Source organism: [Clostridium] saccharolyticum WM1 (genome assembly GCF_000144625.1).
GTDB classification, from domain to species: domain Bacteria; phylum Bacillota; class Clostridia; order Lachnospirales; family Lachnospiraceae; genus Lacrimispora; species Lacrimispora saccharolytica.
In genome coordinates this window covers 3,393,260-3,413,850 of record NC_014376.1, presented here as the reverse complement: position 1 = coordinate 3,413,850, position 20,591 = coordinate 3,393,260, and the positions used below count along the sequence as shown (strand labels likewise).

Here is a 20,591-nt window from a genome sequence, read left to right as displayed (position 1 = left end):
AATTTAAAACGGCGGCATTGCAAAATCAGACAGCTTGATTTCGCCCTCCATCGGAGAGTAAATATTGATTCCGCAGCCGCTGATTGTTTGAATAAAGCTGATAGTCTTTGCCATATTCCGCCCGACCCGGCTTATCGAATCCACCAGTAAAACCTGAAAGCTCCCGTTTTTTGCCGCTTCCAGAACAGCCTGCAGGCCGGGGCGGTCGAAGCTAAGGCCGCTGCCCAAGTCCTGTGAAGAACCAACAACGGTAAAGCCCATCTGTGTGGCATAGGTTTCCAGTCTTTCATATTGCCCTTTCAAAGCACCGTGGATATCCTCCGGCGCATCAATGCGGCAGTAAATCCAAGCGGATTTTTTATCCATAGAAAACTTCCTCCTTTCACAAACTCAGGCTCATTTGCGTTTCCGGCAGCAGGGCATCCAGACCAAAGCTCACGGCTAAGGCTTCATTGACCTGCTGCATCTGCGAATCGCTCAAATGACCTATGTACTCATGCAGGCGGGAACGGTCAATGGTTCGCACCTGCTCTAACAGCACAAGAGAATTCTCCCGCAGCCCATACTGCTGGCTGCACAGCTTGATATGGGTAGGCAAATGACTTTTTTCGGTACGGCTGGTGATGGCGGCCACGATAACGGTGGGGCTGTAGCGGTTTCCAATATCGTTTTGGATAATCAGCACCGGTCGGATGCCGCCCTGCTCACAGCCTACCACCGGCGTTAAATCGGCGTAGAATATATCACCTTTATGAATACGCATTTTGCATTCCTCCTTTGCGTGAATTGATGTTATACCACAAGGATAAGGACAGCCGCCGCTTTTGACAGGATTTACCCGCAGGGCGGCTGTCCTCATAGTTTCTAATATAACAAAACTCTTGTTCTTCGTTTTCTGCTGCTTCTATTCGACACTACTTCCCGAAGCAGAACACCACAGGCAGAATGCCTGCGGTTAAGGACGATTCCGTCCTTTGGGCAGCCAGCTTAAACCAGCCAGTGGTTAACGTCACGCAAGCGTGGCATATGGCTGTCATGGGACTCTCACCCCCGCCGGGTTCTCCGGCGGCTGCACCCATTGCGATGTCTGTGGCTATGCAGAAGTATCATTGTAGGCTGTTCGGGTCATGGCGGGGCAATCCACCACGGATTGCTTCTCGGACGGACATTTCTCGCTTGGCACCTTTGATGCTATCGGTTTGACGGATAGCTCTGGCCTATCCGCAGGTGGTCTTGGCGTGTCCTCCAAAGCCGCTTTCCCCTCATCGGAGCTGAACAGCTAACGTATTTAAGCTGCTGGATATGACCGAATGGCTCGGTGTTTTTCAAGGAACACGAGAGAGATAAAAATCCCCCTCACTTCTATAAAGGAAAAAGCGAGGGGGGCTATGCGCCAAAAGACTAAATTTCCATCAAATTTTTTAGCTTGGATAAAACCTTTGAGAGCCTGCGATTGACCGTAGATTGGTTAATACCAATGCTTTTGGCAACTTGTGACTCACTTCTCTCATTGAAGAATATTTCATCAATGAGAGAGCGTTCATCCTCCGGCAGGGATTGAAGTGCAATCCACAATGCCTCCAGCTGCTCCTGATGAACGAGCCTGTCCACGATGTCCGGTTGAACACGGACGATGAGGTAATCGATGTTAACACCATCTTCATGGAACCGCTCCAGCGACAGCTCATTCTGGCGAATCAGCTTGTTCTGATAGCGCTCCGCTTCACGCTCTTTATGGTAGGCACGGTAGACGGCCTCGCTGACCTCTACACGCTGTTTTTTTATAACGATGGTATATTTTTTGTTCTCTGACATATGCTTGTCCTCCAAATTTTCAAAATGTGATTGAAAACGAAGGACAAGAGGCGGTGACCGGCACCGGGGAATAATTTTATGCAAAAAAGGAACGTACCTATGGACATGACTGTCCGTTGGTACGCTCTTGCACTTTATTTCACGTTTAACACGCTCTGGCGGTTCGTGTTGATAGGCATGGTTATCCACTAAGGAATATAGGCTTTTTTTAACGAATTACCTATGTAACAACTAGTTATGAAGATGGCCTAATGTCGCTGCAGCAGATGCGCAGCGGTATAGCCTGTAAAGACCAACACATATAAAGTCCCTCCAAACTTAACAGGTTTGGAGGGACTTTAGGAAATATATCTGTTTCGACTTCCTTAATCTCTTTTGCCGTGGCGGTAACTATCCGCAATCCTTTATCGCTCATATCATCAAGCAGGCTTTCAAGCTGTCTGCGCTGCGTGTATTTGTCCGTTTCCTTATTTGGAAAAAAGAATTGGTCTACCGCGATACGTCTAAAAGAGTGACAAGCTCATAAAAGATTTGCAGGCTTGGGTGCTGTCCAGTTTTCAATGACGCAATATACCTAGGGGCAATGTGCATTTGGTTTGCTAACTGGTATCTCGGTTAATATCTTGCTATTATTCGGTCGTCCGTATACAATATTATTATTGACTTGGAAAGGACGGGTGAATATGGATTATATTTCTGCCCCGGAAGCAGCGAAAAAATGGGGCATTTCGGAACGGCGGGTGCAAAAACTTTGCGAGGAAAACCGTATACCCGGCGTGGTGCGGTTTGGCCGTATGTGGCTGATACCAAAAGATACAGAAAAGCCCGCAGATAAAAGATATAAGGTAAGGAGCGTATATAATGAATGAGAAAATACTAATTATTGATGATGAAAAAGAAATTACTGATTTAATAGAAGTGTTCTTACAAAATGAAAATTTCCAAGTGTTCAAGTGCTATTCTTCACAGGACGCACTTATGCTTATCAAAAACGAAAGTTTTGATCTGGCAATTATAGATGTGATGTTACCAGATGGAAATGGATTTGAATTGTGCAAATTAATCCGAGAAAAGTATACTTATCCTATCATTATGCTCACTTCCAAAACAGAGGGTATAGATCGTGTTACGGGACTATCTTTGGGAGCAGATGATTACGTTACAAAACCTTTCTTGCCACTTGAATTAGTAGCACGGGTAAAGGCTCAATTAAGACGAGTGCAGCATTATGACGGAAAAGAAAACAATACATCGGAAACACTTATGGTAATGGGACTTTTTCTTAATAAAACTTCTCATGAATGTAATTTAAACGGTAAAACAATTAAGTTGACACCTACAGAATTTTCTATATTATGGCTTTTGTGCAAAAACAGAGGAAAAGTTTTTAGCGCAGACGAACTCTTTCAACAGATATGGGGTGAGAAATATTTTAAAAACAGTAGGAATACAGTAATGGTTCAAATTAGGCATATAAGAGAGAAACTATATGATACCGGAAATAAACCAAAATTTGTAAAAACTGTATGGGGAGTGGGATATATCATTGAATAAGAAATTTTCAGGAAAATATAAAAAAACAATTTTACTTCGGCATTTAGTATGGGCAATTGCTATATTAGTTATTTTTGCTATTTGCTATTTTATGATAATGGTAGCATATCCGGATAATTTTTATATAATACTTGAAAGAATGATTGGCTATGATTTAGCTTATTTAATTCATAGCTATGAACCGGCAGTTATTCTCTTTATTATTGTAACATCACAATTTCTGGTATGGATTGGAGTTGAATGGAATTCCTCACGAAAGATTATGAAAATCATGGACAGTCTGGACTCTGTTTTAGATAATTCCGCAGACGATATCGGATTGCCCACAGAATTTTCTGATTTGCAAAATTGGCTCAATCTTTTAAAAACTCAAAATAGAGAACAACAGCATTTAAAGGAAATAGAAGTTCAGAAAAAATCTGATACTCTTACCTACCTCGCACATGATATAAGAACCCCTCTTGCTTCCGTTGTCGGATATTTAAGCCTTTTATGTGAAGCGCCGGATATGCCGGAAGAACAAAGAAATAAATTTATAAGAACAGCTTTTGAAAAAGCATTGAAGTTTGAAAATTTAATAGACGAATTTTTTGATATTACACGTTACAGCCTATCAGACAAAGCATTAGTAAAAAAAGAAACTGATTTGTGCTTTTTAATTGAACAAATAGCTGATGAATTTTATCCGTTTCTACAGCAAAAAGGGCTATGCTTAAATTTAGACCTTGCTGACGATTTATTTATTTTTGTTGATGCAGAAAAAATTGCGAGGGTTTTTAATAATGTCATAAAAAATGCAATCACATATAGTTACCCACAAAGTGTTATTGAAGTCTCGGCAAAGAAATCAAGCGAATATATAATTGCGAAAATTAAAAATCATGGTGAAACAATACCAAATGATAAATTAGAACGTATATTTGATAAATTTTATCGTACAGATGAATTCGGAGATTCTGATATAGGCGGTACAGGACTTGGGTTAGCAATCGCAAAGGAGATTATGAGAATGCACAATGGAACAATCACCGCAGAAAGTTTTGAAGAAAATACCGTTTTTACTATTACCTTGCCTATTGATAATAATATACAGCAATAATAAGAAAAAAATAAGATTTTCAAAAGAAATTAAAAATCAACGGTTTGCTTTTATTTGGTACAATCATACTGAATTTAGCAAACCGTTTTTATAGGGCAAATTACAAGGGAGGAATTATGGATAAAATTATTGATAATAAGATTAGTAAAAAAGAAAGAATATTGAGTTTTTGCATATATGCATTTTTTATACTTTATATCGTTTTTTTGCTTCGCATTACACTTTTTAAACAAGCACCTATGTATAACTTATTCGCTGCCATTGGCGCAAGCGAGCGGACAATAAGTATCATTCCTTTCAAGTCAATTTTTGATATGATTAGTACTGACGTTTCATTAATGCGAATCTTGGAAAATGTTCTTGGAAATATTATTATTTTCATTCCTTTTGGCTTACTACTACCAATTATCTTGAAAAAGGAAAATAAGAATATTATTTTGAACGGTGTTATTTTTAGTGCCTTTATCGAAATAATACAGTTTATTTTGGGATTAGGAAGCACTGATATTGATGATTTAATATTTAACACAATAGGAGTTATCACCGGATATCTGTTATTCACAACTATAAAGAAACAATCGAAATCAAATTTATCATTTCTTATTTCCATGACAGTGTTGGTATTTATATCGGGAAGTATTGCCTTTGGCATTTTGTTTGTGAACAATACGGATTTGTTTTTAATATCTCCAAGGGAAACTACTGTAGAAAACAGAGAATTTGTTCAGGATTTTATCGAAACGCAAAATTATCTTAGCGGAAAGTTTGTTGAAGTAAAGGATTCCACACTTACGGTTGAAAAAAGGGTACAAAATGCTTCGGAAAAGAAGGAACTCATGGACGTTAAAATAACGCCCGACAGTCGAATATATATTTGCTATGTTAAAATAGACTACTTTTTCAGTACAGTTTCCGGTGAACATCAACGTTATGAACAAATATTGTATTCTGATTTTATTTCAAATGAAAGCGAAGTAATCAAAAAAGGCAACAATGTTAGTATTTGGAGTTCAGATGGGAAAAAAGTTGACAACTTAGTTGTATTTGAATGGCTTGAATAACCAAAAATGATTGCCAATGCGGTAAAAAGCTTTGTCGAGGTGACCATTTAGCGGTATTAAACTACGTGAAATACCACAGGCAATTTGGTATATATTTATTGGGTGCTTGGATTATTTATGCTATATCTAAAAGTACAATAAAATGGAATATCAAGTTTATAAGGAGGCATGACATGAAAAGAATACTTGCTTTTTTGTTGATTGTCATATTACTTTTTTCATTAATTTCTTGTAAAAGATCGGATAATACACAGGTTACACAAAGCAAAATATATATCGGATATATCGCTTTAGATGGTGATACTCTTGAGTTAGATGAATTTGAGTTTATCACGCAAAAAGACGAAGAACGAATCAAAGAATTAAATTTATCCGAGAGTGATATGCCAGGTGGATACTATATTTATAATGAATCAGATGAGACTATATCTTTTACAATTGATGATAAAACGAAGTTCACATTTTTTGATGTAGGAAATCTATTCGTATCAGAAGATGATGATAAAAAATATACTACAACAGACAAAGAACAATTTCGGAAGTTTTTGTATGGTAATAGAGACATTCCAGCTAAAACGCCTTTTTGGGTTGAAGTTCAAGGAGATAAAGTGATATCTATCATAGAAGAATTTATTTCTTAATTAAATCATAGTTTTTTTAATCCTGGCAATTACCTTTGTATTTTTACTTCCATATCATTGTACATAAACACTACGCAATTGCTGACACTTTTTACATTGAACATAAAACCGTTGTTCAGAAAGTGAAACGCGTAAACGCTAAGCGGCGGTTTTGAGAAAATCAAAGCCGCCGCTTTTGTTATGGGCTTTAGCCTGTTGAACATGGGTGAGTTTCTCTTTAAGAGAAATGAATCCATGTGAAATAATAAACCACCCGCTATGCGGGTGCGAGTCAGTAAGTTATACAAAAAATCACCTTTCCGATTATAATAGAGGTGTCCAAGCCACTATTAGAGAAAGGAAAGGTGATTTCAATGGCGAAGAAAGCCAATGAACTGGCACACACGAAATGGATGTGCAAATATCATATCGTCTTCACACCTAAGTATAGACGAAAAGTAATTTATAATCAATACAAGGAAGATTTGAGAGAAGTCTTGAAGCAACTATGTAATTATAAGGGGGTCCAAATCTTAGAAGGCCATATTATGCCGGATCATGTACATATGCTGGTAAGTATTCCGCCTAAAATTAGCATATCCAGTTTTATGGGTTATCTGAAAGGCAAATCCGCCCTTATGATGTTTGATCGCCACGCAAACCTAAAGTATAAATTCGGAAACCGACATTTTTGGTCGGAAGGATACTATGTAAGCACAGTAGGACTAAATGAGGACACCATCCGAAAATATATACAGGAGCAGGAAAAAGCGGATATTATGCAAGATAAACTAAGTGTAAAAGAATACGAGGACCCTTTTAAGGGTTAGTCGGTATTACAAAGGCCCCTTCAGGGGCGGCGACGAGTCAAAAGCATAGTGGCTTGAACGAAGTGAAAGCCAGCGCCTTGAGACGCTGGCCTAGTATCAAAGGGTTATACCCTTTTCACAAGCCACCCGTTTTACGGGTGGTCTTGACTTGAATAATTGGATAACGGAAGGTGTATTAGTGGTAAATGGTAAATAACGCGTCTACTTTCTGGTTCCTCGCAAAATTGAGATAATGGTGTAAAGTTGAAAAAGTTTCTAACAAACTTTTCGCTCAGAACTCAAGGAGAAACTCCACATGAACACACGACTTGCAACCAACCAGATCCGACTCAGTGAGTGGACCAGGATCATTAAAGACCGTTGTCAAAGTGGTATAAAGGTCGATGAATACTGTGAACGACACCAGTTATCACGCCACGCCTATTACTACTGGCTAAGAAAAGTGAAAGAAGCTGCTCTGATTCATAACAGCTTTGTTGAACTGCCGGCTCTCCCGGAAAAAACTGTTCCTGCAACAACAAGTGAAAATCTTTTTACTTATCAAATGACTATTGCTATTGGAAATACTATATTGGGAGTTAGCGAATCAACTCCAATGGAACTTCTCTCCAAAGTGCTGGAGGTGGTTCGTAATGCTTAATGATGCTGTCGGCTTTAAGCACATTTATATCTGTACTGGATATGTGGATCTGCGCCGAGGAGTGGATGGACTGGTAGCTATTATCAGTGGCTCTTTTGGGCTCGATCCAACGGAACCCGGAAGTATTTATCTGTTTTGTGGAAGAAAAACAGACCGGTTAAAAGCACTTTTGTATGAGGGCGATGGCTGGCTACTTTTATATAAGAGGCTGACTAGCGGTCATCTAAAGTGGCCACGCAGTAGGCAGGAAGCACAATCAATTACCGAACAGCAATTCCGATGGCTGATGGAGGGTCTTTCCATCGAACAAAAAAGAATCATATCCAAGGTAAAACCGGAACTCTATTAACTGCGAATTACATAAGTACCTTGACAGTTAAATCCTTTATCCTAAAGCTAAAAAACACCAGAAATACGATGAATTTCAGAGCTTTTCATGGTATAATGATCCTATGGAAAAGACTACTATTACTAAGGATGAACTGAATAATCTCTCTAAAGATATGATTGTTATGCTTTACTTGCAGCTGCATGAAAGTTTCCAGCTTATTTCGGAGCAGAATACTACCATTCAAAAGCAGAATGAGCAGATGCTCCATCAAGTTGAAAGTCTAAAGGAACAAATCTCTATTCTTACACAGAATCGGTTTGGCAGGAAATCTGAGAAGACTCTGCCGACAGAAGGACAATTATCTTTCGATCTTGAAAACCTGTGTATCCTCAATGAGGCTGAGTCACTGACTGAGAATGGAATTCCCGAAGAACTAGATATGGAAACAGTCCTTGTTCGTAAGCGCAAGCCTCGTTCCAAGGGAAAGCGTGATATCAACCTGAAGGATATCGAGACCATCGTCGTATCGCATGAACGTACTGAAAAAGAGCTCTCAGAACACTTCCCAAAGGGCTGGCATTATCTGCCGGATGAAATATACAAAGAGCTAAAGTATGTACCGGCTCACTTCGAAGTACTGGAGCATCACATCAAAGTATATGCCGGAAATCATGATACCGGTGGGATTCTTCGCGCAGAGGTTCCTCTGCGTCTATTAAGTCACAGCATCCTTACCCCGGAACTGGCAGGAGCCATCATTAACGCCAAGTATGTCAATGCGGTACCATTAAACCGGCTTTCTGAAGAGTTTTTAAGGAATGACGTTAACATTCCAAGACAGGATATGGCAGGGTGGATGATCCGTATTCACCAATACTATCTTGGCCCGATACATGACATGATGAAGGCAGAGATTATGAAAAGCCATCATATACACTGTGACGAAACCCCTTTTGTAATGCCAGAAAAATGTAAGCAGTACATGTGGGTCTACCATTCACCTGGCAGTTCGGAAAAACCACCGGTCTTCCTTTACGAGTATCCAGGAACGAGAGGGACTGCCGCCCCAAGAGAATTCCTAAAAGGATACAAAGGGACTCTTGTGACAGATGGTTATCAGGTATATCACACCCTGGCGAAGGAACGGTCTGATGATCTGAAGGTTGCTGGCTGCTGGTCTCATGCCAGAAGACGGTTCGCTGAGATTGTAAAAGCCAGTGGAAAAAACGGTCCTTCCACACCTGGACAGAAAATAGCAGCTGAAGCAGTAAAAAGGATCGCTGCTATCTATCATGTGGATCATATGTATGAAAAATCATCCGATGAAGAAAGACTGGATCATAGAAAAAACTCAGTCAAACCTCTGATGGATGCCTATTTTGAGTGGATAAAAGAGAATGCAGGTAAAACGGGACTGGATAAAAGTTCAAAACTGGCAGGTGCTCTTGATTATTCCATTCATCAGGAACAGTTTTTAAGAGTATTTCTTGAAGATCCGAAAATACCTCTTGATAACAATGATGCAGAAAGAAGTATCCGTTCATTCTGTGTTGGTAAACACAGCTGGCACATCATCGATTCGAAGAACGGTGCAGAGGCTAGCGCTGCCTTATATAGCATTGCTGAAACAGCAAAAGCGAATGGTCTTAAGCCGTATGAGTACTTCTCTTATCTGCTTGAGCAGTTAATGCATTATCCAAGAAATAATGTTCCGGATGATGAACTGGTAAAACTAATGCCGTGGTCAGAGGAATTGCCAGATCGTTGTAGAAAACTAAAAACACGGTAAATATACCGCCGCCCCAATCGGGCGGCGAACTTGTTGGCCGGGACTGGTTATTTACCATTTACTATTAGTGTTACCCTTTTTTAGGACACGGCGATATCAGGGAGGTATCACCGTGCCTATTTTTTATTATCATGCGCGCCTTTAACGGTTACTGCAAACGGGCGTTGAAGAACGAAGCAGCCAACGCCCATAGGGATACGAAGAGTCAGCAAGATACGCGAAGTGACTTTTTCTGACCTGTCCTCAGAAGATAAATCAGCTTTACACCTATGCGCTAAAAAACTAAATTTCTATTAGTTTCTTCAGCTTAGATAAAATTTTTGAAAGCCTGCGACTAACCGTAGATTGGTTGAGTCCAATGCTTTGAGCAATCTGTGACTCGCTTTTCTCATTGAAGAATATTTCGTCAATGAGAGAGCGTTCATCCTCCGGCAAGATGTCAAGAGCAGCCCACAGTGACTCCAGCTGCTCCTGATGTATGAGCTTGTCCACTATGTCCGGCTGAACACGGACTATGAGGTAATCAATGTTAACACCATCCTCATGGAACCGCTCCAGCGACAGCTCATTCTGGCGAATCAGCTTGTTCTGATAGCGCTCCGCTTCACGCTCTTTATGATAGGCACGGTAGACGGCTTCGCTGACCTCCACACGCTGCCTTTTTACAATAATGGTATATTTTTTATTCACTGACATATGTTTGTCCTCCTAATTTTCAAAATTTTGTTGAAAACGAAGGACAAGAAGGCGGTGATCTACAACGAGGAATATCTCCTAAAAACGCAAAAAGAGCGCACCAGCGGACATAGTCGTCCGTTGATACACTCTTGTAGATATGTTCGTATTTAACACGTTCTGTTAGTTCGTGTTTGTGACCGCTCTGCGCCCATGCGCAGCATAGCCTTTTTTTGACAAGTTACCGATTATAGCTGTATGTAGGAGATAGATGTCCGCTTCATCACGCCCGACCGCTGCTGAGCAGTGGTCGCCTTAAGTTCAAGGCATATTGAATACACATAGAAAACCCTCCAAACTGGTGAGCTTGGAGGGTTACGATATGCTTATTCAGGCATTAAGATAGACCCGCCAAACTCACGTTTTTTTTGTTGGCGGGTAGCGCCTTTCATTTATTATGAAAAAAACCTGCCGCAAAAGGGCAGGTTTCATACGCAATCCTTTACGGCAGCCAGACTGTCATAATGCTCTCGCACTTTAGACCCTCGGCTTTGCGTCCTTACCTTTCGGCAAGTTTGCCCTTTGTCGGAATTCTATTTTCAAAACCATAATCAGAGTTGTCATTGGAATATTGAAATACCACTTCAATGATCTGCTGCCTGTCATATCCAAGTGCTTTCATTGCATGCAGGAACTGCTTGGTTGTATACTGAACCAGTTCCTGACGCCGGTACATGATTTTTTCCTGATCCTTAATCACCGAGTAACCTTTTCCTGTTTCCTTCCCCACCAAACCTTCATGAACCAAAGAAATCATGGCGCGCTGTACGGTATTTGTGTTGACCTGTGCTTCGGACGCTATTTTTCTAAACGAAGGAATTGGCATACCCGGTGCCAATTCACCGGATAAAATCAATTTTTGAAAGTGATTATGTAATTGAAGATAGATGGGAATTTTACTGTCGAAATTCATTATGCTGCCCATCCTCTTCCAGCTTCATTTGACCGGTATTCAGATTTATAACCTGATCAGTAAGTCCGCGCATACGCTCTGCGGAGGACGCGGTTAGAAGCACGGCTATGTATGCGTTAACCTCAATGAGCATTCTCTTTATGATTTTTTGATCATACGCTGAAGCATCTGTAAACATATCCTCCAGAACCAATAAATCAGGAGCTTTCAGGATTTCTCGTATCACCAGCAGTCTGCGGATCTCGCCTGATGTCAGTTCGCTGCATAGCATCTTCTCCTTACCATCCAGCCCGGCAATCAACAGCATACCGGTTAGCATATTGTCAGTTTCGTGCTTTGCATTTGCTTTCTGTAAGACCTGTAAGGGGGTCTGCTCCAGTGGGACTGTGTCCGACAGCAGCACATATCCCATAGACCCGTCGATTTGAAACTTCCCTATGTAATTGGCATCTTTGCCGATCAAAATCCGTATTAGCGCGTGGGTTCCGGCTCCTGTACAGGCTATGATTTTCCCGTAGTGCAGATTAAAGCTGATATCATGAAAGATTGTTTCCCCGGCCTCTATTTTCGTGAGACCGGTACAGTGCAGTACATCACGGTTCATATTACAATGTTCATGCTCCTTTCCTGAAAAATTAATATGCCCAAGGACTACTGTATACAGCAATGATTTGCTGACTGCAAATATACACGCTCAGTTTCATAGATAATCCCGTGTTATTTTTTCTGACAATCTTAGATAAGACGCGGAATCACGACAAAAGCCAGAATACCCACAAGGTACACCGCGTTCAGGCCAAGAGCAATTTTGGTATAAATATCTCTCAAATGCTTTTTGGCAAACAGAAACAGTGAATAAATAAAGCTGAGCGCGATGAAGATGAAGTAACCGATCACGATACCTGTCGCGTTCGGGTCGGACGGCTTCCACACAAAGAGAATAGTAATTGGGACAAAGATCGTTATAAAGGCAATGATACTTAGAATTTTATTTTTCATGGTTTTTTTACTCCTTTTATTTGATTTCCAGTTCTACAGAGCCAGTGAAGCCATCGCCCTCAACGGCTATATAGTTGCTGGCAGATGGCAGCTCAATTGTTTCAGAATAATCGCCGCTGCTTTCGATCAGCACCTGAGGGTCATCCGTCCCTGACTTAAAAACAACCTTTGCAGTCCCATCCGTGATGTTGAGGGTGCAGGTGATTTCAATTTTATTTCCGTCCTCCCGTTCCAGCGCCGTTCCGCCAAACAGGGTTTCCGTTCCTGTGAATCCGTCGTAATCAGCGGAATAGTTCCCGACATAGCTGTCGGAGCCGAAGCTGCGCTTTCCCTGCAATTTGCTGTCTTTTGTCAGGTTATCGTCCCCGGCTTCCTGAAGAGTTTGGTTGTAGTGATCAACGATCTCATCTTTAGTGCAGCCTGTCAGTACAAAAACGAAGCAGCACGCTATCATTAAAAAAAGGATTGATTTTTTCACTTGTGAACCTCCTATCGGTTATGCTTGCCGTGACCGCTCTTCTTTAAGGAAGCGGCTGCAGCTGCGTCTTTGCTCGGAATATTGATAATGATTCCGGTCAGCAGTATCATTGCTAAGATTACGCAGATGCCAATTAAAACGTTCTGCGTGGAAGCATAGCTGCCTGCGGTATCGGACACAAAGCCCTCGCCGCCGAAGCGTACGATACTGAGTCCGGCTGACAACGGCCACAGATTGCGAATCACGGGATTCTTAAAGTAAATCGTAATGTATCCGAGAAGGAATGCAACCACGGCTCCGCCCCGGAAAGCGTCCTGTCTGCGCCCGCAAAGGGCGATCAGAGGGAATTCCCCAATGCAGATAAACAAGGCCATTCCGATAATCTGGACACTACCCGATAAAATGATGCTTAGCGACATGTTTTCCGGGCAGCAGATCAGGCCGACGATTATTGTAACGAATGCGTTATAAAGACCGAGCAGCAACGCAACCATACCGAGGGCGGTCAGCTTGCCAGTCATAAGGCGTGGAAAACTGACGGGGACGGTCAGCAGATTCTTGAGAGTGTCATCCGTGTATTCCCGGTTAATCATATAGCCACCGATCAGGGCGAGAATCATAGGGAAAAAGATTGTCATGTTGTTCCAGATGGTGCTGTTAAGTAAATCAGGAAATGTATAGTTCAAAACGGTCTTGGCGTCGTCCGACATCATGTTCTGCATTGCAATCGAAATGATAGGAGAACAGGTTACACCGATGATGCCAACGAGGATGATGCTGTACCGTTTCAGTTTTTGAAATTCTGTGCGAATCAAATTCATCGTCACGCCTCCTTCTATAGTTCGCGCTGGTTGTAAATCCGTATCATCAGCGCGGTAAACACAACCGCCATCACAGCAAGGATTACAAGGCAGACGGGGGTGGAAACAAAGTATGGCCTCATGGTTTCATAAAATTCCGATGCTGAACCTTTCCCCGGATCGTAAAACTGATAGATCCAGCGGTTGATCAGCGGGATGGGCAGCACCGTCCCGATATTCACACCGACAGGTGTCAGCATGCCTGCGTCCGTAAAGTGGACGACGTAGTTGACAATCGTATAAAACAGGGTGATGACAATGGAAATCAGGTTGTTCTTATTGAACCACACCACTAATACTACGCATGGGAGAGACGCTACCAGGAGCATAAGCCCAAGCAAAATGCTGAGAAAAAATTTCTGCCCCATATTGATAAGAGCCATGCCCAGCAGCTTTGCGCACACTGCACTGGCTAGAAATCCGCCGAGGGAATAGGCCACGGCAACAATCGCCATGACGCTTATTTTCGCCAGCACAAGCCTTTCTCTTGAGACCGGGATCGTCGCAAGGTTTTTTAACGTGTCGCTGTCCTGCTCCGTAAAAAACAGCGAAGTAGAGATTACCACCAAAATGGGAAGCAGTAGAAGGAAATCTCCGTAGTCAACAATTCCCGAAAATAGATTGTCAAAATCCGGCTGCGTTGGGGTGTTCCAGTACAGCGCTGTCATCACAATCGGAAAAATGAATGCCGCCAGTGTCGCCAGCAGAAACATGGGACGCCGTTTGAACTTTTGAAATTCACAAAGGATCAGGTTATGCAATGCCCTCACCCCCGGTCACGCGCTTGAAGTAGTCCTCCAGCGTGTCCTCGCAGGTGTGGGCTTCCGCGACCTCCAATCCATTCTCAATAAAAGCGCGGGTGAGCGCGGTCACCGGCAAATTCGTATCGTACAGGCGCAGACTGCGGTCATTTTCCACCGTAAAATTTTTTGCCCCAAAGCTTCGCTCCATGATTCTGGCCGCCTGTGCCGTGTCGGAGACGATGAAATGAACATACTTACTGTTTTTTTCTTCTAATTCAAAAAGACTTTCTTCCTCCAGCAGAGCCCCATGGTCGATGATACCGATATCGTCCGCCAGCAGGGATATTTCCGAAAGAATGTGGCTGGAAATCAAAATGGTTTTTCCTCTCGCGTCGCACAGCTCCCGGATGAACGAACGGACTTCCGCAATGCCGATGGGGTCAAGCCCGTTGATCGGCTCGTCCAGAATCAGCAGTTCCGGGTCGTGCATGATGGCAAGCGCGATGGCCAGACGCTGCTTCATACCGAGTGAGTATTGTGAAAACAGTTTTTTATCGCCGTATGGCAGCCCGACAACTTCCAATGCGCTGGAAACAGCGTTGCGCTTGGAAACACCCCGGAGTCGGGCAAAGATATTCAGGTTTTCCGTGCCGGTCAGATTTGGGTAAAAGCCCGGCGACTCAATGAGGTTGCCGACACGTGGCAGGATTTTTTTCTCATTTCCACGAATGCTTTTACCGAAAATTTTCACCTCTCCCGAGGTCGGCTGCGTCAGGCCTAGCAGCATTTTCATCGTCGTGGTTTTTCCGGCACCGTTTCGTCCGAGCAACCCATAAATACGACCCTTTTTTACATGAATACTCAGGTTGGCAACGCTTTTCTGCGCGCCATATTGTTTGGTAAGATTTTTTGTTTCAATGATTATATCACTCAATCTCAGAACCTCCTTTTCTTACTGAAACCAGTGTAACACGCCAAGCTTGCATTAACCTTGCATTAACCTTGCATTAACCTTGCAATTTTGGCAGAAAAAATCCCTGCCCACAGACAGGGATTCACTCAATTTTTTACTGAGAAGCCAACGATAAACGCTGTATATCGGTTTGGTTCACTTTGGGCGGTAATCTTACCGTCCATTTTTTCGACCATCTGCCAGACAATGGACAGTCCCAATCCGCTTCCCTTATCAGAGCGGCCTTTATCACATTTATACAACCGCTCAAAGATGTGCGGCAAATCCGCTTTCTCGATGCCGATCCCGTTGTCTGTGATACGGATTTCAATATTATTTCCTTCTTGTGTCATTTCGATTTTTATCTGTGTGGCCCGGCTATGGGTAATGACGTTTTGCACCAGATTGTTGATAATACGGGCATATCCGTCCAAATCCACCTTTGCAAACAGCGGCCTTTCCGGAATATTAATTTCGTAGTCCAGATGATTTTCTTCAAATATGGGAATCCAGTCTTTCAGAACATTTCGGGTTAGCTCCGCAAGCTCCACCCGTTCTATGGATAAGGCGAATTCGCTGGAATTGAGCTTGAACCAGTCGAACAGGATGTCGATATAATCCTTCAGGTCGTGGGCTTTGTGTCTGGCGATTTCCAGATAATCTTCGCGCTCTTTTCCTGTGACAACGCCTCTATGCGACGCATCCAGATAGCCGATCAGGGTAGTGAGCGGTGTCCGCACGTCATGGGAGAGGCTGGTCATGAGCTGGCGGTTGGTTTCGTCTGCTGCCCTGAGCCCGGAGAGCTGTTCCTCGTAACGGGTAACAATTTCATTCATTTTGTAGGAAAGGTCTGCGGTCAACTCATTGTCCACGGCAAGAATTCTGCGATTTCCGTTTCCGGCTTCAATGTCATTCAGAGCATCTGTCATGTCCTGAAGCTGCCGCTTAACGCCAAGGAGTTTTCCCATACAAATCATACCGAGCAGAAGAGCAAGGAAGAGGAGTATGCCTAATGTCACATCGAGAATCACGCCTACACCTCCTTGTTGAAGCGGTAGCCGATTCCTTTTACCGTCTGGATGTAATAGGGAGCGCTGGAATCAGATTCGATTTTTTTGCGGAGCCTGCTGATAATCGCCATAATATTGCTGTCATCATAAACGTATGATTCACCCCAAACTTCCTCGTAAATCTGCTGTTTTGTTAAAATCTTCCCCTGATTTTTCGCGCAAAACAGCAGCAGGTCAAATTCTTTCGGCGGCAATTCAAACGTCCCGTTCTGAGTGGTTACGCTCCGGCTGTCCATGTCTATGGTCAGCCCCTGATAAGTCAGCGGCTGAGAATGATCTCCAGTCGTATTGAACCGCGTATAACGGCGGATTAAGGAAACCACACGGGCAATCAGTTCATCCATATCAAAAGGTTTTGTCAGATAATCATCCGCACCGGAGCGCAGTCCGCGAATCTTTGATGTGCTGTCATTTTTGGAGGTCAGCATTAGTATGGGAACACTGCTTTTCTGCCGTATTTTCTCCATAGTCTGAAAGCCGTCCAGTCCCGGCATCATCACATCCAAAAGAATAAGCTGGTAATCATTCTTCTGGAGCATAGCGAGCCCGTCCGTGCCGGAATAGCAGTGATCTGCGTCTATACTTTCAACCGCCACACTCTGCTTGATCAAAGCACACAGCTCTTTATCATCATCAATCACTAAGATTTTATAGCTCATTTTCAATCCTCCCTGTATCAATTCATTTTCTCACATAGAAAATAAAAGCCAAAGTTATCAATTCACTTTTTTTCTTTCTTTCTCGCATCAGCTGGTTTCTCCGCATCCTTTGGAATTGCCCATGCGCGACCGAAGCGAACCGCTCCGGCTATTCTGTTTTCCTCGCAGAGCTTCTGTATTCTTCTCTTTGAGATACCCCATTGATCAGCGGCCTGCTGTACGGATATATAATCAAGCATTTGTATTCCTCCAACTTGTGTCTTTCTCTCAGTATATACGCAATCGCGAATGAAAGCAACAACCGCCTTGCAAAGCCAGTCCTCTCACTTTAATTAAGAGAGGGAGCTGGCTGTGCGCAAATTCGAAAAATTTCTATTAGGTTCTTTTGCTTGGAAAGAATTCTTGAAAGCCTGCGAGCTCACGCTATATCATGCAACGAGTCCAATAAATTTCTATTTGTGCCTTGAAGTTGACAATACTAATGAGCAGTGGTAATATAAATGTGCTGTATGACTGACGGAAGTGGATTCAACCACAGGGAGTACAGCGTTTTGGAAAGCCGACCGTCTGGGCATGATGCTTGGATTGGTGGGTCTTTTTTATTTTCTGAATGCACTTAATACCATTCAGAGAACATTTGAATCAGAGCAGAGTAGAACGTTGTGCGTAAATCATTGATTTGCAGTGCCTTCTGAACGGGGAGTTGTCAGAGGGACGAAAAGCCTTTTAGGGCTTACGGTACAAGGTTCGCATCCCGCTGCTGCATAAGGAGAAGCGGTGTAATGATTGTGCCTCTTGTTGTGTAGCTGTGCTGCATGACAGGAGGTGTATTTGATGGTTATAACTTAGAATTTCAATTTAACAATAAACTTTCTATGTCACGTTCTATTTAAGAAGGGAGAAGTTAAATTGAAGAATACAACTTTATATGTGCGCCGCATCACAATCTCTGCGGTATTTCTCAGTATTTCACTTGTTTTAAAAACAACATTTTCTTTCTACATACCCGTGTTTGGTCAAAATGGAATGAGTGTTGGCATCTCCGGCATTTTCTCCATTATGCCATCCCTGTTATTCGGGCCAGTATATGGCGCGGTTGTGTCCGGGCTTTCTGACTTTTTGGGTTACCTTTTAAAGCCTGTTGGAACCTATATACCTCTTATGACGCTGGTCGTAGCTGCCGGTGGATTTATCCGGGGCGCATTATGGTCTGTCCTGCGCAACAAAGACAACAAGAAAATGAGAATGATAGTTGCAATTTTTTCCGTACTCATGTTATTAGCAGGGATTTGTAATATTGCGTTTCTGGCTGCCGATGGCGTTAATCGTGAATTCTACAATCATGTACAAAAAGAAAACGTCAATACGGACAACATGCACCTTATCAGTAAAATGCTGATTGAAAGAACCATTGGTACAAAAGATCCATCGGGAAATCTGGCAACATATATTTCTTGGGTCACAACCGCAATGATTGGATGCGCAACTCTCGGCATCCTGTTGTTAGCCGCTGATCTCTTCCTGTCGAAAAAGATTTTTCATGACACAAGCAGGGAGCATATCCCCCAACTTCTTATCGCTATGATTGGTTCCGGTTTGATTGTCACAACTCTTAACACAGTCGTATTGCGTGAAACAATTTTTACCGCATGGAAGGTACTGCCGTTTGCAGTCATATGGATTCCCAGAGTAATTGAAGAAATCCTTGGCAATACAGTCAAGGCATATTTTGTGGTCATTCTGATGGGCATTTGCAGAAAACAGAATACCCTGCAAGAGATAATGAATGGGTCATCCGTTAAGTTCAAATAGAAATCAAAGACTCGTAAGATTGGAGCGGAGCATTTTGGAACACTATACGGTTTTAAATGAAAACGTACACCAGTTTCCGGTGGTGATTGATTTACCCCACAGCGGCACCTTTGTCCCCGAAGACATTCGCAGTAGCTTCCTTAAAGGCGTCTGTCTGTCAAACACAGATTGGTTCTTGCCGGAGCTATACGACTTTCTTCCTGCAATGGGCTGCACCACGATCATCAACCACCTAAGCCGTTATGTGGTAGATATGAACCGGCCGGCCGAAAGTGCAAAAAAGGGGGATTATCGTCAAACCGTGGTCTATCAGGAAAACACTCAAGGCAGCCGTTTGTATTCTTCACCGCTGAATGAGAATGAAATTAACCGTCGGGTAGGCCTGTATTATGACCCTTATCATCAGGCGCTTGAAAAACTTTTGCGTGAAAAATTAAAGGTGTATCCGTCGGTTCTCCTTTTGGACTTGCACAGTTTCTTCCTTGACTTTGGCGATGGCGGCAGCCAAGATATTTATTTATCCAACCGATGCGGCGTTACATCCTCTGAGCAGACGTTGTATGGACTGCACGAAAATCTTACAGCACAAGGCTACAGTGTTATAGATAATGCAAACTTGGGAGGACATATTATTAATCATTACCGTGAGCTTTTTGGCGAGCGGATTGAGGGTGTGATGATGGAACTGCGGTATACAAAATATATCGCAGACCGCTACTTTGGAGAAGAAGAGCTAACGGATAGAAACGAAATGCTTTTTCAATCTGCAAAGCAGAAGCTAAAGGAAGCGTTTATGCGACTGCCTTTGTTTTGGGGGGTAAATATAGAACAGTCGAAATAGCAACGCGTATTTTACGGTATATGTCTACAATGGAAATAATTTCTACGTATCCCGATATAATCAATAAAATCACAAAAGGAGGAATAATCCGATGGAACAAAAAGATTACTGGAACAGTGTATCGGAGACAAAACAGTTTACAACGCCATTTCAGGCAAATGAATTCGCCAATTATCTCGATCTCAATGCCGTCATTCTTGATGTTGGGTGCGGCTATGGCCGTACATTAAACGAATTACATCATCTTGGGTACAGGCATCTGATTGGCATGGATTTTTCGCAGGGAATGATCGAACGGGGAAAACAGCAGGCTCCTTATCTTGACCTCCGTTTGAAAAAAGATGCAGGGATTGATTTGCCGGATCATAGTATAGACGCAGTGATACTCTTTGCCGTCCTGACTTGTATCAAAAGCAATGAAGAACAGCAGGCTCTGATTTCCGAAATAAATCGTGTATTAAAACCTGACGGAATTCTCTACATCAACGATTTCCTTATCAATTCAGATGAACGAAATCAAGCCCGCTATCAAAGCTTTGAAGAAAAGTATGGCATCTATGGTGTCTTTGAATTGCCGGAAGGCGCCGTTCTTCGCCATCACTCAGAGAAATGGTTGAAGGAGCTTTTGCTTGATTTCCGTACATTAAAGTATGAACGCCTGACATTTACAACTATGAACGGACACAAATCGAATGGATTTTATTTCATAGGAAGGAAACTTTCCTAAGTCTATCGTTTATTCTTAAGTTACCTTCAAAAAACAACCAGTATATCTTGCTTTTCATCAATG

27 protein-coding genes and 3 riboswitches are annotated in these 20,591 nt (G+C 42.5%); of the genes, 12 read left to right on the top strand and 15 right to left on the bottom strand.

Annotated elements, in window-relative coordinates:
• Positions 1–3: 3 nt before the first annotated feature.
• The 4 genes from CLOSA_RS15890 to CLOSA_RS23785 all read right to left on the bottom strand — a co-directional run bounded on the left by CLOSA_RS15890 (position 4) and on the right by CLOSA_RS23785 (position 2,230).
• Entirely contained in the window at positions 4–366 is a 363-nt protein-coding gene (locus CLOSA_RS15890) for a recombinase family protein (RefSeq protein ID WP_013273774.1), read from the bottom strand.
• Positions 367–382: 16 nt separating this feature from the next.
• The gene (locus tag CLOSA_RS15885; protein WP_013273773.1) at positions 383–763 is read right to left on the bottom strand and encodes a type II toxin-antitoxin system PemK/MazF family toxin; all 381 of its coding nucleotides are present in this window, start codon (positions 761–763) and stop codon (positions 383–385) included.
• Positions 764–1,401: 638 nt separating this feature from the next.
• Positions 1,402–1,815, bottom strand: a complete 414-nt coding sequence (locus tag CLOSA_RS15880; protein WP_013273772.1) for a sigma-70 family RNA polymerase sigma factor — start codon at positions 1,813–1,815, stop codon at positions 1,402–1,404.
• A gap of 235 nt (positions 1,816–2,050) precedes the next feature.
• Complete coding sequence (locus CLOSA_RS23785) at positions 2,051–2,230, bottom strand: hypothetical protein (protein ID WP_330362154.1); 180 nt, start codon at positions 2,228–2,230, stop codon at positions 2,051–2,053.
• 268 nt (positions 2,231–2,498) lie between these two features.
• Here CLOSA_RS23785 and CLOSA_RS15875 point away from each other — a divergent pair, with 268 nt between their 5' ends.
• The 9 genes from CLOSA_RS15875 (at position 2,499) to tnpC (ending at position 9,739) form a co-directional block, all read left to right on the top strand.
• Complete coding sequence (locus CLOSA_RS15875) at positions 2,499–2,684, top strand: helix-turn-helix domain-containing protein (protein WP_013273771.1); 186 nt, start codon at positions 2,499–2,501, stop codon at positions 2,682–2,684.
• Entirely contained in the window at positions 2,677–3,369 is a 693-nt protein-coding gene (gene vanR / locus CLOSA_RS15870) for a VanR-ABDEGLN family response regulator transcription factor (RefSeq protein ID WP_013273770.1), read from the top strand. The genes CLOSA_RS15875 and vanR overlap by 8 nt, the downstream gene beginning before the upstream one ends.
• On the top strand, positions 3,362–4,468 hold the full coding sequence (locus CLOSA_RS15865) for a sensor histidine kinase (protein ID WP_013273769.1): 1,107 nt from the start codon (positions 3,362–3,364) through the stop codon (positions 4,466–4,468). Before vanR ends, CLOSA_RS15865 begins: the two co-directional genes overlap by 8 nt.
• Positions 4,469–4,584: 116 nt before the next feature.
• Positions 4,585–5,529, top strand: a complete 945-nt coding sequence (locus CLOSA_RS21850) for a VanZ family protein (protein WP_013273768.1) — start codon at positions 4,585–4,587, stop codon at positions 5,527–5,529.
• A 173-nt stretch (positions 5,530–5,702) separates the two neighbouring features.
• The gene (locus CLOSA_RS15855; RefSeq protein ID WP_013273767.1) at positions 5,703–6,170 is read left to right on the top strand and encodes a hypothetical protein; all 468 of its coding nucleotides are present in this window, start codon (positions 5,703–5,705) and stop codon (positions 6,168–6,170) included.
• Between the two features lie 353 nt (positions 6,171–6,523).
• Positions 6,524–6,979, top strand: a complete 456-nt coding sequence (tnpA, locus tag CLOSA_RS15850; RefSeq protein ID WP_013271927.1) for an IS200/IS605 family transposase — start codon at positions 6,524–6,526, stop codon at positions 6,977–6,979.
• A gap of 295 nt (positions 6,980–7,274) precedes the next feature.
• Positions 7,275–7,619 (top strand): IS66 family insertion sequence element accessory protein TnpA, encoded by a 345-nt coding sequence (gene tnpA / locus CLOSA_RS21845; RefSeq protein ID WP_013271286.1) that lies wholly within the window; start codon positions 7,275–7,277, stop codon positions 7,617–7,619.
• Positions 7,612–7,968, top strand: a complete 357-nt coding sequence (tnpB, locus tag CLOSA_RS15840) for an IS66 family insertion sequence element accessory protein TnpB (protein WP_013271285.1) — start codon at positions 7,612–7,614, stop codon at positions 7,966–7,968. The genes tnpA (CLOSA_RS21845) and tnpB overlap by 8 nt, the downstream gene beginning before the upstream one ends.
• 103 nt (positions 7,969–8,071) lie before the next feature.
• On the top strand, positions 8,072–9,739 hold the full coding sequence (gene tnpC / locus CLOSA_RS15835) for an IS66 family transposase (protein WP_013273766.1): 1,668 nt from the start codon (positions 8,072–8,074) through the stop codon (positions 9,737–9,739).
• A gap of 282 nt (positions 9,740–10,021) precedes the next feature.
• On the opposite strand, the gene CLOSA_RS15830 is transcribed toward tnpC, so the two are convergent.
• The 11 genes from CLOSA_RS15830 to CLOSA_RS15780 form a co-directional block, all read right to left on the bottom strand.
• The gene (locus tag CLOSA_RS15830) at positions 10,022–10,435 is read right to left on the bottom strand and encodes a sigma-70 family RNA polymerase sigma factor (RefSeq protein ID WP_013273765.1); all 414 of its coding nucleotides are present in this window, start codon (positions 10,433–10,435) and stop codon (positions 10,022–10,024) included.
• A 482-nt stretch (positions 10,436–10,917) separates the two neighbouring features.
• A riboswitch (cyclic di-GMP riboswitch) is annotated at positions 10,918–11,004 on the bottom strand.
• Positions 10,974–11,387, bottom strand: a complete 414-nt coding sequence (locus tag CLOSA_RS22710; protein WP_012104158.1) for a GntR family transcriptional regulator — start codon at positions 11,385–11,387, stop codon at positions 10,974–10,976. It overlaps the preceding riboswitch by 31 nt.
• Positions 11,371–11,991: a P-loop NTPase family protein gene (locus tag CLOSA_RS15820; RefSeq protein WP_013273764.1), complete on the bottom strand. Its 621-nt coding sequence runs from the start codon at positions 11,989–11,991 to the stop codon at positions 11,371–11,373. Before CLOSA_RS15820 ends, CLOSA_RS22710 begins: the two co-directional genes overlap by 17 nt.
• A gap of 131 nt (positions 11,992–12,122) precedes the next feature.
• Positions 12,123–12,386 (bottom strand): hypothetical protein, encoded by a 264-nt coding sequence (locus tag CLOSA_RS15815; protein WP_012104160.1) that lies wholly within the window; start codon positions 12,384–12,386, stop codon positions 12,123–12,125.
• A gap of 16 nt (positions 12,387–12,402) precedes the next feature.
• Positions 12,403–12,864 (bottom strand): hypothetical protein, encoded by a 462-nt coding sequence (locus tag CLOSA_RS15810; RefSeq protein ID WP_013273763.1) that lies wholly within the window; start codon positions 12,862–12,864, stop codon positions 12,403–12,405.
• Between the two features lie 11 nt (positions 12,865–12,875).
• The gene (locus CLOSA_RS15805) at positions 12,876–13,685 is read right to left on the bottom strand and encodes an ABC transporter permease (RefSeq protein WP_013273762.1); all 810 of its coding nucleotides are present in this window, start codon (positions 13,683–13,685) and stop codon (positions 12,876–12,878) included.
• 14 nt (positions 13,686–13,699) lie between these two features.
• The gene (locus tag CLOSA_RS15800; RefSeq protein ID WP_041708666.1) at positions 13,700–14,494 is read right to left on the bottom strand and encodes an ABC transporter permease; all 795 of its coding nucleotides are present in this window, start codon (positions 14,492–14,494) and stop codon (positions 13,700–13,702) included.
• Positions 14,478–15,401, bottom strand: coding sequence for an ABC transporter ATP-binding protein (locus CLOSA_RS15795; RefSeq protein WP_013273760.1), 924 nt, complete (start codon positions 15,399–15,401; stop codon positions 14,478–14,480). Before CLOSA_RS15795 ends, CLOSA_RS15800 begins: the two co-directional genes overlap by 17 nt.
• 125 nt (positions 15,402–15,526) lie before the next feature.
• A complete protein-coding gene (locus tag CLOSA_RS15790) occupies positions 15,527–16,396 on the bottom strand; it encodes a sensor histidine kinase (RefSeq protein ID WP_049791718.1) in 870 nt (289 codons plus the stop codon).
• Between the two features lie 56 nt (positions 16,397–16,452).
• Positions 16,453–17,148 carry a response regulator transcription factor gene (locus CLOSA_RS15785; protein ID WP_013273758.1) on the bottom strand — a complete coding sequence of 232 codons (696 nt, stop codon included), beginning with the start codon at positions 17,146–17,148 and terminating at the stop codon, positions 16,453–16,455.
• 62 nt (positions 17,149–17,210) lie between these two features.
• A complete protein-coding gene (locus tag CLOSA_RS15780; protein ID WP_013273757.1) occupies positions 17,211–17,387 on the bottom strand; it encodes an excisionase family DNA-binding protein in 177 nt (58 codons plus the stop codon).
• Positions 17,388–17,647: 260 nt separating this feature from the next.
• Positions 17,648–17,728, top strand: a riboswitch (ZMP/ZTP riboswitch).
• Between the two features lie 66 nt (positions 17,729–17,794).
• Positions 17,795–17,910: riboswitch (THF riboswitch) on the top strand.
• Between the two features lie 147 nt (positions 17,911–18,057).
• Between CLOSA_RS15780 and CLOSA_RS15775 the strand changes: the two genes are divergently transcribed.
• The 3 genes from CLOSA_RS15775 (at position 18,058) to CLOSA_RS15765 (ending at position 20,528) form a co-directional block, all read left to right on the top strand.
• Positions 18,058–18,960, top strand: coding sequence for an ECF transporter S component (locus CLOSA_RS15775; protein WP_013273756.1), 903 nt, complete (start codon positions 18,058–18,060; stop codon positions 18,958–18,960).
• Positions 18,961–18,994: 34 nt separating this feature from the next.
• The gene (locus CLOSA_RS15770) at positions 18,995–19,801 is read left to right on the top strand and encodes an N-formylglutamate amidohydrolase (RefSeq protein WP_013273755.1); all 807 of its coding nucleotides are present in this window, start codon (positions 18,995–18,997) and stop codon (positions 19,799–19,801) included.
• A gap of 91 nt (positions 19,802–19,892) precedes the next feature.
• On the top strand, positions 19,893–20,528 hold the full coding sequence (locus CLOSA_RS15765; protein WP_013273754.1) for a class I SAM-dependent methyltransferase: 636 nt from the start codon (positions 19,893–19,895) through the stop codon (positions 20,526–20,528).
• Positions 20,529–20,591: the final 63 nt, after the last annotated feature.

What these genes read in the sequence shown, in the direction of transcription:
- CLOSA_RS15890 (WP_013273774.1), bottom strand. Translation starts at nt 366, where the DNA reads ATGGATAAAAAATCCGCTTGGATTTACTGCCGCATTGATGCGCCGGAG.
- CLOSA_RS15885 (WP_013273773.1), bottom strand. Translation starts at nt 763, where the DNA reads ATGCGTATTCATAAAGGTGATATATTCTACGCCGATTTAACGCCGGTG.
- CLOSA_RS15880 (WP_013273772.1), bottom strand. Translation starts at nt 1,815, where the DNA reads ATGTCAGAGAACAAAAAATATACCATCGTTATAAAAAAACAGCGTGTA.
- CLOSA_RS23785 (WP_330362154.1), bottom strand. Translation starts at nt 2,230, where the DNA reads ATGAGCGATAAAGGATTGCGGATAGTTACCGCCACGGCAAAAGAGATT.
- CLOSA_RS15875 (WP_013273771.1), top strand. Translation starts at nt 2,499, where the DNA reads ATGGATTATATTTCTGCCCCGGAAGCAGCGAAAAAATGGGGCATTTCG.
- vanR (WP_013273770.1), top strand. Translation starts at nt 2,677, where the DNA reads ATGAATGAGAAAATACTAATTATTGATGATGAAAAAGAAATTACTGAT.
- CLOSA_RS21850 (WP_013273768.1), top strand. Translation starts at nt 4,585, where the DNA reads ATGGATAAAATTATTGATAATAAGATTAGTAAAAAAGAAAGAATATTG.
- CLOSA_RS15855 (WP_013273767.1), top strand. Translation starts at nt 5,703, where the DNA reads ATGAAAAGAATACTTGCTTTTTTGTTGATTGTCATATTACTTTTTTCA.
- tnpA (WP_013271927.1), top strand. Translation starts at nt 6,524, where the DNA reads ATGGCGAAGAAAGCCAATGAACTGGCACACACGAAATGGATGTGCAAA.
- tnpA (WP_013271286.1), top strand. Translation starts at nt 7,275, where the DNA reads ATGAACACACGACTTGCAACCAACCAGATCCGACTCAGTGAGTGGACC.
- tnpB (WP_013271285.1), top strand. Translation starts at nt 7,612, where the DNA reads ATGCTTAATGATGCTGTCGGCTTTAAGCACATTTATATCTGTACTGGA.
- tnpC (WP_013273766.1), top strand. Translation starts at nt 8,072, where the DNA reads ATGGAAAAGACTACTATTACTAAGGATGAACTGAATAATCTCTCTAAA.
- CLOSA_RS15830 (WP_013273765.1), bottom strand. Translation starts at nt 10,435, where the DNA reads ATGTCAGTGAATAAAAAATATACCATTATTGTAAAAAGGCAGCGTGTG.
- CLOSA_RS22710 (WP_012104158.1), bottom strand. Translation starts at nt 11,387, where the DNA reads ATGAATTTCGACAGTAAAATTCCCATCTATCTTCAATTACATAATCAC.
- CLOSA_RS15820 (WP_013273764.1), bottom strand. Translation starts at nt 11,991, where the DNA reads ATGAACCGTGATGTACTGCACTGTACCGGTCTCACGAAAATAGAGGCC.
- CLOSA_RS15815 (WP_012104160.1), bottom strand. Translation starts at nt 12,386, where the DNA reads ATGAAAAATAAAATTCTAAGTATCATTGCCTTTATAACGATCTTTGTC.
- CLOSA_RS15805 (WP_013273762.1), bottom strand. Translation starts at nt 13,685, where the DNA reads ATGAATTTGATTCGCACAGAATTTCAAAAACTGAAACGGTACAGCATC.
- CLOSA_RS15790 (WP_049791718.1), bottom strand. Translation starts at nt 16,396, where the DNA reads ATGATTTGTATGGGAAAACTCCTTGGCGTTAAGCGGCAGCTTCAGGAC.
- CLOSA_RS15785 (WP_013273758.1), bottom strand. Translation starts at nt 17,148, where the DNA reads ATGAGCTATAAAATCTTAGTGATTGATGATGATAAAGAGCTGTGTGCT.
- CLOSA_RS15780 (WP_013273757.1), bottom strand. Translation starts at nt 17,387, where the DNA reads ATGCTTGATTATATATCCGTACAGCAGGCCGCTGATCAATGGGGTATC.
- CLOSA_RS15765 (WP_013273754.1), top strand. Translation starts at nt 19,893, where the DNA reads ATGGAACAAAAAGATTACTGGAACAGTGTATCGGAGACAAAACAGTTT.